The organism is Rhodococcus sp. IEGM 1351 (assembly GCF_030056875.1).
Lineage (GTDB): Bacteria > Actinomycetota > Actinomycetes > Mycobacteriales > Mycobacteriaceae > Rhodococcus_F > Rhodococcus_F opacus.
Genome location: NZ_JASHKU010000033.1, coordinates 1 through 13305 on the forward strand (window position 1 = coordinate 1; position 13305 = coordinate 13305).

A 13305-nucleotide genomic window follows, 5' to 3' on the forward strand; every position below is an offset into this window, starting at 1 on the left:
ACCACCCGCTGGCTCGACCCCAGCCACGGCGGACTCAACCTCGGCTTCCCCCAGAGCAACTAAGGAACCTCTCCCATGACCGCACATCTCTCACTCCCCCGTTTCGCCAGGATCGGGGCCGGAGCAGTCGACGAGATCGGCTCGGTTGTCGACCAATTGGGTCTGCAGAGACCGGTTCTCGTCACCGACTCCTATCTGACCGGCACCGGCGCGGCCGACCGGATCATGACCCTCCTCAGGTCCGCGGGGAAGGAGCCGGCACTGTTCTCCGGCACCGTGCCCGACCCCACCACCGATTCCCTGGAGGAAGGGCTGAGGATCGTCGCCGAACACAACGCGGATTCGGTGATCGGGTTCGGCGGCGGCAGTCCGATGGACACCGCGAAGGCACTGGCCGTGCTGTCCGCGAACGGCGGCGAAATGCGGTCGTACAAGGCTCCCCACGTGTACACCGGGAAGGCGCTGCCGATCATCGCGATACCGACCACCGCCGGAAGCGGCTCGGAGGCGACGCAATTCACCGTCATCAGCGACAGCGCTTCCGACGAGAAGATGCTGTGCCCGGGACTCTCCTTCCTGCCGATCGCCGCGATCGTGGATTTCGAACTCACGATGTCGATGCCGCCGCGGTTGACCGCCGACACCGGAATCGATGCGCTCACCCACGCCATCGAGGCATACGTCAGCAAGAAGGCCCAGCCGTTCACCGACGGACTCGCGCTCTCCGCGATCCGCACCATTGGTAAGCACATCGGCACGGCGTACGCGGACGGTGAAGACCGCACCGCGAGAGAAGCGATGATGGTCGCGTCCATGCAGGCCGGTATGGCGTTCTCCAACTCGAGCGTGGCGCTGGTACACGGGATGAGCAGGCCGATCGGTGCGCATTTCCATGTCGCACACGGACTGTCGAATGCCATGCTGCTTCCGGCGATCACTGCGTTCTCCGTGAAGGGAGCGGAGAGCCGCTACGCCGACTGCGCGCGTGCGTTCGGCGCTGCACCGGAATCGGCGGGCGATTCCGTCGCCGCGCAGTTCCTCGTCGAGACCCTGACGTCGCTGTGTCACGACCTGAAGGTTCCGACGCCGCTCGCCTACGGGATCGACCGTGATGCCTGGGACGGCCTCATTCCGTTGATGGCAGAGCAGGCGCTGGCGTCGGGATCGCCCGGCAACAATCCGGTCGTGCCCACCGCCGGCCAGATCGAGACGCTGTATTCGGAGGTCTTCAGCTAGCGCTAGAACTCGACGGTGCCCCGGAGGTATCGCCGGTACGCCCCGGACAGGTGGACGCGGTCGCCGCGCACCTCGCAGTGCACGGTTCCTCCCCGCGCCGACAGTTGGCGTCCGACGAGGCTGTTTCGGCCCAGGACGTCAGCCCAGTACGGCGCGATCTGCGAGTGCGCGGACCCCGTCACCGGGTCCTCCTGCACGCCGGCAGCGGCGCCGAACCATCGCGACACGAAATCGAGTCCCTTGAGGTCGGATGCTGCGGTGACGACGATGCCCCGCACCTTCAGCGGGCTGATCACGGCGAAGTCGGGGGCCATCGACGCGATGTCGTGTTCAGATTCCGCGACGAACACGAGGTCGGTGGCCTTCAGGCACTCCCGCACCGGAATGCCGAGTGCTGCGACGATCCGGGGATCGGCCGCGATCGGCACCGGCGGCTCGGCCGGGAAATCCATCACCAGTTTCCCGTCCGATCCACGGTCGACGTGCAGCCAACCGCTGCGCGTCCAGAACTGGATGCGGGCGGCGTCCGGGTGCACGTCCTCGAGGATCTGCGCGGCCGTGGCGAGGGTGGCATGGCCGCACAGGTCCACCTCGACGGCAGGGGTGAACCATCGCAGGTGATACGCCGGATATTCCGGGTCGTGGGGCCCCGCGTCCACGGGAAGCCGAGCGGTGTAGAACGCCGTCTCGGACAGATTGTTCTCTTCGGCGAGTTGCTGAAGAACCGAGTCGTCCAGCCAGTCGGTCAGCGGCATGACCGCCGCCGGGTTGCCCTCGAAGGGTCCGGCGGCGAATGCGTCGATCTGATAGATGTCGAGCTTCATATCGTCCGATGGTGGTGGACGCCCCGGCGCTCGTCGAGGGCCATCCCGCACACTCTGGACCGGTCGCGCCGACGTCAGGCCCGGGCGAAGCTCATCGTCTCGCCTTCGACCCCGCGCATCCACAGGTCGTTGCACGCGGCCGCCAATTCCGGCAGCCCCTCCTCGATGGCGGCGAACACGTTGCCGGGCACCCAGCCGACGTCACCGTTGAGCAGGAGGTTGTTGCGGCCGTAGAAGATCGCGAGGTCGGTGGCGCCCTGCGCGGCGTGCGCCTCGGAGCCCGGCTCGTACCCGTAGGCCGAGTTGCCGATTTCCCAGGGCTCGAAGTCGAACAGGCACACGTCACCGGGAATCGGTGTGACGGTGGGATTTTCCCGCCGCGGTGCCGCGGTGATCCGCGGGATCAGCGTATACACCTCGTTGCGCGCGTACTTGGCGTGGTACGCGTCGCCGCTCTGTGGAAGCACGTCCCACACCGCGTCGCACGTGAGTGGTGCGTCCTCGTCGAGAAGCCGGGCACGGCAGGTCACGCCGCGCTTGTCCAGGCTGATGGTGATGTAGCGAGCCACAGGTCCTCCTTCGGAGCCCGTGAGTACTTGTTAACCGCCCGCGGTTAACAAGTACTCACGGGTGCTTGTCACACTTCGTCGAGTACTTCGGACCAGATCTTCAGGGCGTCCTCGATCTGTTCCGCCGTCACGATGAGCGGTGGAATCATCCGTACCACGTTCATGTGGGCGCCGCAGGTCAACAGCAGCAGCCCCTTCTTCGCGGCCAGTTGCTGCGCCGCAGCCGCTTTCGCACGGTCCGCGCTGCCGTCGGCGGCCGTGAACTCGCTGCCCACGAGCAGTCCGAGGCCACGGACGTCGCCGATCCCGTCGATGGCGCGCGTGCGCGCACCGTCGAGCAACTGGACACCCCGCGCGGCGGCGTTGGCCACGAGATCTTCCTTCTCGATCACCTCGAGCGTCGCGACCGCGGCCGCGCAGGACACGGCATTGCCGCCGTACGTTCCACCCTGCGACCCCGGCCAGCCCTTGGCCATGAGCTCCTCGGACGCCGCGATGCCCGACAGCGGGAAGCCGCTGGCCAGACCCTTGGCGATGGTGATGATGTCGGGCCGGACGTCGAAGTGCTGGTGCCCGAAGAACTTGCCGGTGCGGCCGAAACCGGTCTGGATCTCGTCGATGACGAGCAGGATGCCGTACCGGTCGGCGCGCTCGCGGAGCCCTTGGAAGAACGCGGTGTTGCCGGGCACGTACCCGCCCTCACCGAGAACGGGCTCGACGACGAACGCCGCCGTCTCGTTCGGCGCGGTGAGCGTCGCGAAGATGTAGTCGAGTTCCTTCAGCGCGAACGCGGTCGCCTCCTCCTCGGACCAGCCGTAGCGGTAGGCGTTGGGGAACGGTGCCACGTGCACGCCGCCCATCAACGGGCTGAAGCCGGCGGAGAATCGGGTGCCGGACGTGGTCATCGTCGCCGTCGCGACCGTGCGTCCGTGGAATCCGCCGTGGAAGACGATCACGTTGGGGCGGCCGGTCGCCTGCCGCGACAGTCGTAGCGACGCCTCCACCGCCTCACTTCCTGAGTTCGCGAAGAACAGCGAGTCGAGGCCCGCGGGCAGCACCGATCCCAGTCGATCGACGAGCTCGAGCATCGGCTGGTGCATGACCGTCGTGTACTGGCCGTGGATCAGGGACCCGACCTGCCTGCGTGCGGCCTCCACGACGTGCGGGTGGCAGTGCCCGGTACTGGTGACGCCGATGCCCGCGGTGAAGTCGAGATAGCGCCTGCCGTCGGTGCCGTAGAGGTAGCAACCTTCACCGTGATCGACCGTCACGGGTGTGGCCTGAGCGAGCAGTGGAGATAGCCGAGTCACGAGAACCCTCCCACGCGTAGATGCCGGCGGATGTCGGCAAGTGCATTGTCAGATTGTTGACAATCTGTATAACATGGGGACCGTCCCTTCGGCAATGGAGAACGGGGAAAAATCATGCTCGAGGAAGCAGCAATCGCATCGGTGCAGACCGGCCTGTTCATCGGCGGCAAGTGGCGCGACAGCGCACGCACCATGCCGGTCCACGACCCGTCCACCGGACAGATCCTGTGCACGGTCGCCGACGCCGACGCCGCGGAGGCCCGCGAGGCGCTCGACGCAGCGGTGGCGGCGCAACCGTCGTGGGCGGCCACGACCCCCCGCGAACGCAGCACCATCCTCATGAACGCGCACCGGCTGCTGCTCGAGAACGTCGACCGGCTCGCGCTGGTCATGACGCTCGAGATGGGCAAGCCACTCACCGAGGCGCGGGGCGAAATCACCTACGCCGCAGAGTTCTTCCGCTGGTTCGCCGAGGAGGCCGTCCGCATCGACGGCGGCTACATGACGGCGCCCGGCGGCGGGTCGCGGTTCCTCGTGACCCGCCAGCCCGTGGGGCCGAGCCTGCTCATCACCCCGTGGAACTTCCCGATGGCGATGGGCACCCGCAAGATCGGGCCCGCGATCGCCGCCGGGTGCACGTCCGTCATCAAGCCGGCAGCCCAGACGCCGCTGTCGATCCTGGCCCTCGCCGACATCCTCACCGAGGCCGGGCTGCCGGACGGCGTCGTCAACGTCGTCACCACGTCCAGCCCCGACGAGGTGATCACCCCCCTCATCCTCGACGGCAGGGCCCGCAAGCTCTCGTTCACCGGTTCGACCAAGGTCGGGAAGCATCTGCTCGAACTGTGCGCCCGCACGGTCATGCGCACGTCCATGGAACTCGGCGGCAACGCGCCGTTCCTCGTCTTCGACGACGCGAATCTCGACGACGCCGTCGACGGGGCCATGGCGGCGAAGATGCGCAACATCGGCCAGGCCTGCACGGCTGCCAACCGAATCCTCGTGCACAGTTCGGTCGCCGAGGAATTCACCCGCAAACTCACGCAACGAATGGAGGCCCTGCCCGTCGGGCGCGGCACCGAGGACGGCGTCGTCGTCGGACCGCTGATCGACGAGGCTGCCGTCGCGAAGGTGAGCAGTCTCGTCGCGGACGCGATCGACCGCGGCGCCTCGGTGCTCACCGGCGGCGAGGCACTCGACCGGCCGGGCAACTTCTACCCGGCGACGGTCCTGACGGGTGTGCCCGACGACGCCGAGATGTGCCACAACGAGATCTTCGGACCGGTGGCCGCGATCAGCACGTTCGAGACCGAGGCCGAGGCCGTCGAACGGGCCAACGACACCCCGTACGGGCTGGTGGCCTACGTGTACACCGAGAGCCTCAAGCGCGGCATCCGTGTGTGCGAGGCGCTGGAGTCGGGCATGGTCGGGCTCAACCAGGGTGTGGTGTCGAACCCGGCCGCGCCGTTCGGCGGCGTGAAGGAATCCGGGCTCGGACGCGAAGGCGGGACCACCGGCATCGACGAATTCCTCGAGACGAAGTACATCGGTGTCGCCGTCTAGCAACTAGAGCCAGGTGTCTTCCGACGACGTCGTGAGGAACGCCTCGAGGTCGTCGCGCCACGGCGCAGGCACGGTCTTGTCCGGTTCGATGCCGGTGTACTGCCCGCGGTAGAACAGCAACGGTCGCTCCTCCCTGATCTCGCTCAGGGAGGAGACCCGGCCGAACGCGACCCAGTGGTCGCCGCCGTCGTGCACGCTCTCGAGCGAGCAGTCGATGTGGGCGAGCGAGCCGGTGAGGATCGGCGAGCCCAGCGGCGACTCCGTCCAGTCGATCCCGGCGAACTTGTCCGGGTCCCGGGAACCGAAACGGGCGCACGTCGACTGTTGTTCCTCCGCGAGCACGTTGACACAGAAGATGCCGCTGCGCTCGATCGCCGCCCACGACCGCGACGTCTTGGTCGGGCAGAACAGCACGAGCGGGGGTTCGAGCGACAGCGCGGCGAACGACTGGCACGCGAACCCCACGGGCACGCCGTCGTCGATCGTCGTGATGATGGTGACGCCGGTGCAGAACTGGCCGAGCACCGTCCGGAACCGTCGCGGATCGATCGCCTCGGCCGCGACGGCCCTGTCCCCGGTCACCTCGCTCACGGCTGCATCCCGACGCTGAAGTCGTGACCCCACAGGCTGACGGCCGTGCTCTCCCTCGCGATCCAGCTCTCGTCCTCCACCTGGCGTCCCTCGCAACCGAATTCGATGTCGAAGCCGCCGGGGGTCTTCATGTAGAACGACAGCATCAGGTCGTTGACGTGGCGGCCGAGCGTGGCCGACATCTTGACCTCCTTGCGGAGCGCGCGGTCGAGGCACAATCCGACGTCGTCGGAGTTCTCGACCTCGATCATCAGGTGCACGATGCCGCTCGGCGTCGGCATCGGCAGGAACGCGAGGCTGTGGTGCCGCGGGTTGCAGCCGAAGAACCGCAACCACGCCGGCTTGCCGTCCGCCGGCCGCCCGACCATCTGCGGGGGCAACCGCATCGAATCGCGCAGGCGGAAACCGAGGACGTCGCGGTAGAAGCGCAGCGACGCCTCGTCGTCCGTGGTCGAAAGGACGACGTGTCCGAGGCCCTGCTCACCGGTGACGAACTTGTGCCCGTACGGGCTGACCACCCGGCGATGCTCCAGGGCCGCGCCGTGGAACGCCTCGAGCGTGTTGCCCGACGGGTCCTCGAACGTGATCAGCTCGTCGACCCTGCGGTCCTGCAGCTGCTCGGCCGTCCCCTCCTTGAATGCGACGCCGGCCGCCGACAGGTTGTCGCGGACCTCCTGCAGCTCCGCGGCATTGGCCGTCTCCCAGCCCGACACCGACAGCCGGTCCTGCTCCCCCGGGAAGATCACGAGGCGAGCCGGGAAGTCGTCCATCCGCAGATACAGGGCGTCCGGGTCGGAGCCCTTGCCCTCGACCATGCCGAGCACCTTGAGACCGTATTCGCGCCACGCGGCCATGTCGGTGGCCTCGATGCGCATGTATGCCAGTGAACGAATACTCATCACTTACCCCCGTCCAGAAGGAAATCGGTTGCCAGACGGTTGAACTCGTCGAACTTCTCCAGCTGCGCCCAGTGGCCGCACCCGCCGAAGACGTGCAACTGTGCCCGCGGAATCATCTTCAGCGCCACCAGCGCCCCGTCGAGCGGGTTGACCCGGTCTTCGCGCCCCCAGATCAGCAGCACCCGCTGGCGCAGCTTGTACGCCTCGCGCCACAGCATTCCCAGTTCGAAGTCGGCCGCGGAGAACGACTTTCCCATCGCCTTGGCGGCGGCGAGCGACTCGGGTGTGCTCGCCGCGGCGAAACGTTCGTCGATCAGTTCGTCGGTGATCAACTTCTGGTCGAACACCATGATGCGCAGGAACGCCTCGAGGTTCTCCCGGGTGGGTTGGTAGCCGAACTTGCCGAGGTTCTTGACGCCCTCGGTCGGGTCCGGGGCGAACAGGTTGACGCTGAGTCCGCCCGGGCCCATGAGCACCAGCCGGCCCGCGCGGTCCGGGTAGTCCAGCGCGAAACGCACTGCGGCACCGCCACCGAGGGAGTTGCCGAGCAGGTGGACACGCCCGCCGATGTCGAGGGTGTCGAGCAGATCCTTCAACGCGGACGCGCTGTGCACGAAGTACTGCGGGTGCTCGGTCGGCTTGTCCGACAACCCGTACCCCGGCTGGTCGACGGCGAGCACGTGGAACTTCTCGGCGAGAACCGGGATGTTCCTGGCGAAGTTCGACCACGACGAAGCGCCCGGCCCGCCGCCGTGCAGCAGCACGATCGTGGTGTCGTTGCCGACCCCGGCCTCGTGGTAGTGCAACTTCAGGTCGGGCCGGACCTGGGCGAACTTCGAGGTGGACTCGAACGTGAGGGCCTCTTCGGTAGTCGTCACGTGTTCTCCTAGACCATCGTGTCGGTGATGGGCAGACCGAATTCGCCTGTGCCGTACATGACGTAGGCGCGCTCGGGATCGTTTGCCGCGTGGACGCGTCCGGCGTGCGCGTCCCGCCAGAAACGCTGCAGCGGCGTGCCGTTGGCCAGCGCGGTGGCCCCCGAGCTCTCGAACAGTTTGTCGATGGACGAAATGGCGCGGCCCGTGGCGCGCACCTGGTCGCGGCGTGCCCGCAGCCGCAGCTCGAACGGCACTTCTTCACCCGCGACGAGCAGTGCGTATTCGTCGGCGACGTTCCCCGACAGCTGGCGCCAGGCGGCGTCGATGTCACTCGACGCCTCGGCGATGCGAACCTTGGCGAACGGGTCGTCTTTCGCCTTCTCACCGGCGAACGCCGCGCGGACGCGCTTGCCCTGATGTTCGACGTGCGCGTCGTAGGCGCCGTAGGCCATCCCGACGATCGGCGCGGAGATGGTGGTGGGGTGGATTGTCCCCCAGGGCATCTTGTAGACGGGCGCGGTGTTGCGCTCGAGCCCGGGAGCGGTGAGGTTGCTCATCGCCTTGAAGCTGAGAACGCGGTGCGTCGGGACGAAGACGTCCTCCACCACCACGGTGTTGCTGCCGGTTCCGCGAAGTCCCACGACATTCCACACGTCGTCGATCCGGTAGTCCTCGCGCGGGATCAGGAAGCTGACGAAGTCGACGGGGCGGCCGTCCTTGATGACGGGCCCACCGAGCACCGCCCAGCTGGCGTGATCACAGCCGGACGACCAGGCCCAGGCACCGTTGACCGTGTATCCGCCGTCGACGACCTGGCCGGCGCCCATCGGCGCGTACGACGACGAGATCCGGACGTCGGTGTCGTTACCCCACACGTCTTCCTGAGCCTGCTGCGAGAACAGCGCGAGGTGCCAGTTGTGGACACCGATGATCGACGAGACCCAGCCGGTGGAACCGCAGGCGCTCGCGATCTTCCGCACCGCGGAGTAGAACAGCACCGGATCCGCCTGGTAACCACCCCACTGTTCGGGCTGGAGCAACCGGAAGAATCCGGTCTCCTGGAGCGCCTTCATGGAATCGTCGGGGATACGACGTAGATCCTCGGTCTCCTGCGCACGCTCTCGCAGCGTCGGCAGTAGTGCGTCGAGCCGCTGCATCACCTCGTGACTGTCATGGTCACCCACAGGACGCTCCTGTCTCGTTCGATGGTTCACTTATCTTCTGAGACTAGAACACGTTCCCATTTATGTCGAGATACCGGTAAAGGTGCTGTTTGACGGCCCGGGTCTGGAAGAAAGCCCCCGAAAATCTGGCGGATCGTGTCGAAGTTCTATAACGTGTTCTACTAACAGCATGAAGGGATGTGAGGGCACAATGGCGCAGATTCGCGAGATCGATGTGGGCACGGTCCAGACCCGCTTCGCGCGTGGTTGGCACTGCCTCGGTTTGACCAAGACGTTCAAGGACGGCAAACCGCATTCGATCGAGGCATTCGGCACCAAACTCGTCGTCTTCGCCGACAACAAGGGCGAACTGAAGGTTCTGGACGCGTATTGCCGGCACATGGGCGGCGACCTGTCGCAGGGCACCGTGAAGGGCGACTCCGTGGCCTGCCCGTTCCACGACTGGCGCTGGGGCGGCAACGGCAAGTGCACCAGCATTCCCTACGCACGCCGGGTTCCCCCGATCGCCCGCACCCGGGCGTGGCTCACCCTCGAGCAGAACGGCCAGCTGTTCGTCTGGAACGACCCGGAGGGCAATCCCCCGCCGGAGAACGTGACCATCCCCCGCATCGAGGGCGCCTACAGCGACGAATGGACCGACTGGACCTGGAACTCGATGCTGATCGAAGGGTCCAACTGCCGCGAGATCATCGACAACGTGGTCGACATGGCGCACTTCTTCTACATCCACTACGCGTTCCCGACGTACTTCAAGAACGTCTTCGAAGGCCACATCGCAACGCAGTACCTCAACACGAAGGGTCGCCCGGACGTCGGGATGGCGACGCAGTACGGCATGGAATCGCTGCTGCGCTCCGAGGCCGCGTACTACGGGCCGTCCTACATGATCAATCCGCTGTGGAACAGCTACGGCGGGTACGAGGTCGAGAGCGTCCTCATCAACTGCCACTATCCGGTGACGAACAATTCGTTCATGCTCCAGTACGGCGTCACCGTCAAGAAGCCGACCGGCATCGACGACGAAACCGCCGACAAGCTGGCCGCGAAGTTCACCGAGGGCATCGCCGAGGGATTCCTGCAGGACGTCGAGATCTGGAAGAACAAGACCAAGATCGACAACCCCCTGCTCTGCGACGAGGACGGTCCGGTCTACCAGCTGCGACGCTGGTACGACCAGTTCTACGTCGACGTCGCCGACGTCACCGACAAGATGACGCAGCGCTTCGAGTTCGAGGTCGACACCACCAAGGCCAACGAAGCCTGGCAGCACGAGGTCGAGGAGAACCTGGCCCGTCAGAAGGCCGAACGCGAGGCCGCGGAGCGGTCCGAAAGCACGACTGCGGAGCGGTCCGCGAACCGGGAAGCGCAGGTCTGATCATGAGTGCCTCGACCGAATGGGCGAAAGCTCCCGACTTCGCCGGGCAGCCTGCTCGGCTCGAGGCCATTCATGCGCAAACGTTGGCCGACAAGGCCAATTACCTCGACGACGGCATGAACGAAGTCGAGTGCCGTACGTGCGGAACCTGTGTGCTGGTGCGCAAGAACAGCCTCGAGCACACGAGCGTCCAGTGGACGGACGACCCTGCGAAGACGTGCCCGACGTTCCGGGACGCCGTCGGCGAGGGACAGTCCACCGCGCTCCGCGAGGGGTGCCCGCGACTGTGGGACAGCATCAACCACGCGGTGATGGAGGGGTTCATCGACGTGCGGGATCGCGTCGAATAGTCGTCGGTGCCGCTGCGGCGGATGCGGCGCCCGGTGTGACATTCGTGCAGTCAGGCTGCACGAATGTCACATTGGGCGCTTAGGCTGGATGTGCCGTCGGATCCGGCGGTTCCAGCCGAGCCGGAGGCGCGCCATGACAGGCCGAATCGTGCACTTCGAGATCCCCTTCGACGACGGTGACCGCGCACGAGCGTTCTATCGGGACGCATTCGGGTGGGCCATCGCCGAGATCCCCGACATGGACTACAGCATGGTCACCACCGGACCCGTCGGTGAGAGCGGCATGCCCGACGAACCGGGTTACATCAACGGCGGCATGATGCAGCGCGGGGAAGTGACCTCTCCCGTGGTCACCGTCGACGTCGAGAGCATCGAATCCGCCCTCGAACGGATCGAATCCCTCGGTGGCAAGACCGTCACCGGCAGGACCCCCGTCGGGAACATGGGATTCGCCGCATACTTCACCGACTCCGAGGGCAACGTCGTCGGGCTCTGGGAGACCGCCCGCTGACCCGTGAGTACTTATTAACCGCGGGACGTTAAGAAGTACTCACAGGCGCTCGCGCTGCAGTTCGAGGGCGATGTCGATGAGCTGATCTTCCTGGCCGCCGACGAGCTTGCGCTTGCCGGCGCGGACCAGGAGTTCGGCGGACGAGACGCCGTACCGTTCGGCCTGGCGTTCGGCGTGCTTGAGGAAGCTCGAGTAGACGCCGGCGTAGCCCATCATCAGCGCCTGACGGTCGAGGAGGCATTCGGCGGGCATCGCCGGACGCACCACGTCCTCGGCGGCGTCGGCGATCGCGAAGAAATCGATCCCCGTCTTGATGCCGATCTTGTCGCACACGCCGACGAACGCCTCGACCGGCGCGTTCCCGGCACCGGCGCCGAATCGTCGTGTGCTGCCGTCGATCTGCTTGGCCCCTGCCCGAACGGCGGCGATCGAGTTGGCCACACCGAGTCCGAGGTTCTCGTGACCGTGGAAACCCACCTGGGCGTCCGAGCCGAGTTCCTGCACCAGCGCCTCGACGCGGTCGGACACCTGCTCGAGCACGAGCGCGCCTGCGGAGTCGACGACGTACACGCACTGGCAGCCGGCGTCGGCCATGATGCGGGCCTGCTTGGCGAGCTTTTCCGGTGCGATCGAATGCGCCATCATCAAGAAGCCGACGGTCTCGAGACCGCGGTCGCGGGCCAGCCCGAAGTGCTGGATGGACACGTCCGCCTCGGTGCAGTGCGTGGCGATGCGGCAGATCGAGGCGCCGTTGTCCTGGGCGACGATGATGTCGTCCTTGATGCCGAGCCCCGGCAGCATGAGGAAGGCGATCTTCGCGTTCTTCGCCGTGTCGACGGCGATCGAGATGAGTTCCTGCTCGGGGACCTTGGAGAACCCGTAGTTGAACGAGGACCCACCGAGTCCGTCGCCGTGCGTCACCTCGATGACCGGGACCCCGGCGTTGTCGAGCGCACCGACGATGGCCCGGACCTCCTCACCGGTGAATTGGTGCCGCTTGTGGTGCGAACCGTCCCGCAGTGAGGTGTCGGTGACGCGGATGTCCCAACTGCTGCGCATATTTCCCGTCGCTCCGCTCGCCCCGTCGAATTGGACCATTGTGCTCATGCCTCCACACTCAGGAGCTTCTGGGCGATCTCCTCGCCCACCTTGGTTGCCGCTGCGGTCATGATGTCGAGGTTGCCCGCGTACGGGGGCAGGAAGTCGCCTGCACCCTCGACCTCGACGAACGTCGTGACCGTCGCCTGCCCGCCCGACACGACGCTCGGGTCGTCGAATTGCGGTTCGTTGAGCAGCCGGTAGCCGGGGACGTACTGCTGGATGTCCGCGACGACGCGGTGGATGGAATCGGTGATGGCGGCGCGGTCGGCGTCCTCGGGTATCGCGCAGAAGATCGTGTCCCGCATGATCATCGGCGGGTCGGCCGGGTTGAGGATGATGATGGCCTTGCCGCGCTGCGCTCCGCCGATGGTTTCGATGCCGCGGCTGGTGGTCTTGGTGAACTCGTCGATGTTGGCGCGGGTGCCCGGGCCCGCGGAGACGGATGCCACCGACGCGACGATCTCGGCATACGGCACGTCGACGACGCGGGAGACGGCGTACACGATCGGGATCGTGGCCTGCCCTCCGCACGTGATCATGTTGACGTTGGGGGCGCCGAGGTGTTCGCGCAGGTTCGCCGGCGGGACCACGGCCGGTCCGACGGCGGCGGGTGTCAGGTCGACGGCCCGGATGCCGGCGGCCTCATACCGCGGTGCTGCCTCCCGATGCACGTACGCGGACGTGGCCTCGAAGACGAGATCGGGTTTCTCCGGCTGGTTCAGCAACCAGTCGACACCCTCGGCCGACGTCTCCAGTCCCATCTTGCGGGCCCGTGCCAGGCCCTCGCTCTCGGGGTCGATCCCGATCATCCACCGGGGTTCGAGCCACTCGGATCGCTGCAGCTTGTAGAGCAGGTCGGTGCTGATATTGCCCGAACCGACGATCGCCACACTTGCCTTGGTCATGAACACACT

The 13305-nt window shown here is 66.4% G+C and carries 14 protein-coding genes; 5 read left to right on the top strand and 9 right to left on the bottom strand.

Features of this window, described 5'->3' with window-relative positions; translation table 11 throughout:
- Positions 1-75 precede the first annotated feature (75 nt).
- Positions 76-1236, top strand: a complete 1161-nt coding sequence (locus QM806_RS35755; RefSeq protein WP_164059382.1) for an iron-containing alcohol dehydrogenase — start codon at positions 76-78, stop codon at positions 1234-1236.
- Between the two features lie 2 nt (positions 1237-1238).
- Here QM806_RS35755 and QM806_RS35760 read toward each other — a convergent pair whose 3' ends face one another.
- The 3 genes from QM806_RS35760 to QM806_RS35770 form a co-directional block, all read right to left on the bottom strand.
- Positions 1239-2060: a PhzF family phenazine biosynthesis protein gene (locus QM806_RS35760; RefSeq protein WP_283294534.1), complete on the bottom strand. Its 822-nt coding sequence runs from the start codon at positions 2058-2060 to the stop codon at positions 1239-1241.
- A gap of 74 nt (positions 2061-2134) precedes the next feature.
- A complete protein-coding gene (locus tag QM806_RS35765) occupies positions 2135-2629 on the bottom strand; it encodes a DUF3830 family protein (protein ID WP_005244798.1) in 495 nt (164 codons plus the stop codon).
- A gap of 68 nt (positions 2630-2697) precedes the next feature.
- Positions 2698-3939, bottom strand: a complete 1242-nt coding sequence (locus QM806_RS35770; RefSeq protein WP_005263864.1) for an aspartate aminotransferase family protein — start codon at positions 3937-3939, stop codon at positions 2698-2700.
- Between the two features lie 114 nt (positions 3940-4053).
- On the opposite strand from QM806_RS35770, the gene QM806_RS35775 reads away from it, so the two are divergent.
- Entirely contained in the window at positions 4054-5502 is a 1449-nt protein-coding gene (locus QM806_RS35775; RefSeq protein WP_283294537.1) for an NAD-dependent succinate-semialdehyde dehydrogenase, read from the top strand.
- A gap of 3 nt (positions 5503-5505) precedes the next feature.
- Here the strand turns inward: QM806_RS35775 and hsaB are convergent, their stop codons facing one another.
- Genes hsaB through hsaA form a run of 4 tightly spaced genes read right to left on the bottom strand, consistent with a single transcriptional unit; the run spans position 5506 to position 9054 of the window.
- The gene (gene hsaB, locus QM806_RS35780) at positions 5506-6093 is read right to left on the bottom strand and encodes a 3-hydroxy-9,10-secoandrosta-1,3,5(10)-triene-9,17-dione monooxygenase reductase subunit (RefSeq protein WP_283294540.1); all 588 of its coding nucleotides are present in this window, start codon (positions 6091-6093) and stop codon (positions 5506-5508) included.
- Positions 6090-6992 (bottom strand): iron-dependent extradiol dioxygenase HsaC, encoded by a 903-nt coding sequence (gene hsaC, locus QM806_RS35785; protein ID WP_283294541.1) that lies wholly within the window; start codon positions 6990-6992, stop codon positions 6090-6092. Before hsaC ends, hsaB begins: the two co-directional genes overlap by 4 nt.
- Positions 6992-7870, bottom strand: coding sequence for a 4,5:9,10-diseco-3-hydroxy-5,9,17-trioxoandrosta-1(10),2-diene-4-oate hydrolase (hsaD, locus tag QM806_RS35790; RefSeq protein ID WP_169692843.1), 879 nt, complete (start codon positions 7868-7870; stop codon positions 6992-6994). Before hsaD ends, hsaC begins: the two co-directional genes overlap by 1 nt.
- A gap of 8 nt (positions 7871-7878) precedes the next feature.
- Positions 7879-9054, bottom strand: a complete 1176-nt coding sequence (hsaA, locus tag QM806_RS35795) for a 3-hydroxy-9,10-secoandrosta-1,3,5(10)-triene-9,17-dione monooxygenase oxygenase subunit (protein ID WP_005244809.1) — start codon at positions 9052-9054, stop codon at positions 7879-7881.
- A 190-nt stretch (positions 9055-9244) separates the two neighbouring features.
- On the opposite strand from hsaA, the gene QM806_RS35800 reads away from it, so the two are divergent.
- The 3 genes from QM806_RS35800 (at position 9245) to QM806_RS35810 (ending at position 11290) form a co-directional block, all read left to right on the top strand.
- The gene (locus tag QM806_RS35800) at positions 9245-10429 is read left to right on the top strand and encodes a 3-ketosteroid-9-alpha-monooxygenase, oxygenase component (protein ID WP_283294544.1); all 1185 of its coding nucleotides are present in this window, start codon (positions 9245-9247) and stop codon (positions 10427-10429) included.
- Between the two features lie 2 nt (positions 10430-10431).
- Positions 10432-10779, top strand: a complete 348-nt coding sequence (locus tag QM806_RS35805) for a hypothetical protein (protein WP_065489014.1) — start codon at positions 10432-10434, stop codon at positions 10777-10779.
- 133 nt (positions 10780-10912) lie between these two features.
- Positions 10913-11290: a VOC family protein gene (locus QM806_RS35810; RefSeq protein ID WP_005574864.1), complete on the top strand. Its 378-nt coding sequence runs from the start codon at positions 10913-10915 to the stop codon at positions 11288-11290.
- A gap of 39 nt (positions 11291-11329) precedes the next feature.
- Here the strand turns inward: QM806_RS35810 and dmpG are convergent, their stop codons facing one another.
- Together dmpG and QM806_RS35820 are read right to left on the bottom strand one after the other, a co-directional pair.
- Positions 11330-12349, bottom strand: coding sequence for a 4-hydroxy-2-oxovalerate aldolase (dmpG, locus tag QM806_RS35815; protein ID WP_162130642.1), 1020 nt, complete (start codon positions 12347-12349; stop codon positions 11330-11332).
- A gap of 44 nt (positions 12350-12393) precedes the next feature.
- Complete coding sequence (locus tag QM806_RS35820) at positions 12394-13296, bottom strand: acetaldehyde dehydrogenase (acetylating) (protein WP_025431774.1); 903 nt, start codon at positions 13294-13296, stop codon at positions 12394-12396.
- Between the last annotated feature and the right edge of the window lie 9 nt (positions 13297-13305).

What these genes read in the sequence shown, in the direction of transcription:
- QM806_RS35755 (WP_164059382.1), top strand. Translation starts at nt 76, where the DNA reads ATGACCGCACATCTCTCACTCCCCCGTTTCGCCAGGATCGGGGCCGGA.
- QM806_RS35760 (WP_283294534.1), bottom strand. Translation starts at nt 2,060, where the DNA reads ATGAAGCTCGACATCTATCAGATCGACGCATTCGCCGCCGGACCCTTC.
- QM806_RS35775 (WP_283294537.1), top strand. Translation starts at nt 4,054, where the DNA reads ATGCTCGAGGAAGCAGCAATCGCATCGGTGCAGACCGGCCTGTTCATC.
- hsaC (WP_283294541.1), bottom strand. Translation starts at nt 6,992, where the DNA reads ATGAGTATTCGTTCACTGGCATACATGCGCATCGAGGCCACCGACATG.
- QM806_RS35800 (WP_283294544.1), top strand. Translation starts at nt 9,245, where the DNA reads ATGGCGCAGATTCGCGAGATCGATGTGGGCACGGTCCAGACCCGCTTC.
- QM806_RS35805 (WP_065489014.1), top strand. Translation starts at nt 10,432, where the DNA reads ATGAGTGCCTCGACCGAATGGGCGAAAGCTCCCGACTTCGCCGGGCAG.
- QM806_RS35810 (WP_005574864.1), top strand. Translation starts at nt 10,913, where the DNA reads ATGACAGGCCGAATCGTGCACTTCGAGATCCCCTTCGACGACGGTGAC.
- dmpG (WP_162130642.1), bottom strand. Translation starts at nt 12,349, where the DNA reads ATGCGCAGCAGTTGGGACATCCGCGTCACCGACACCTCACTGCGGGAC.
- QM806_RS35820 (WP_025431774.1), bottom strand. Translation starts at nt 13,296, where the DNA reads ATGACCAAGGCAAGTGTGGCGATCGTCGGTTCGGGCAATATCAGCACC.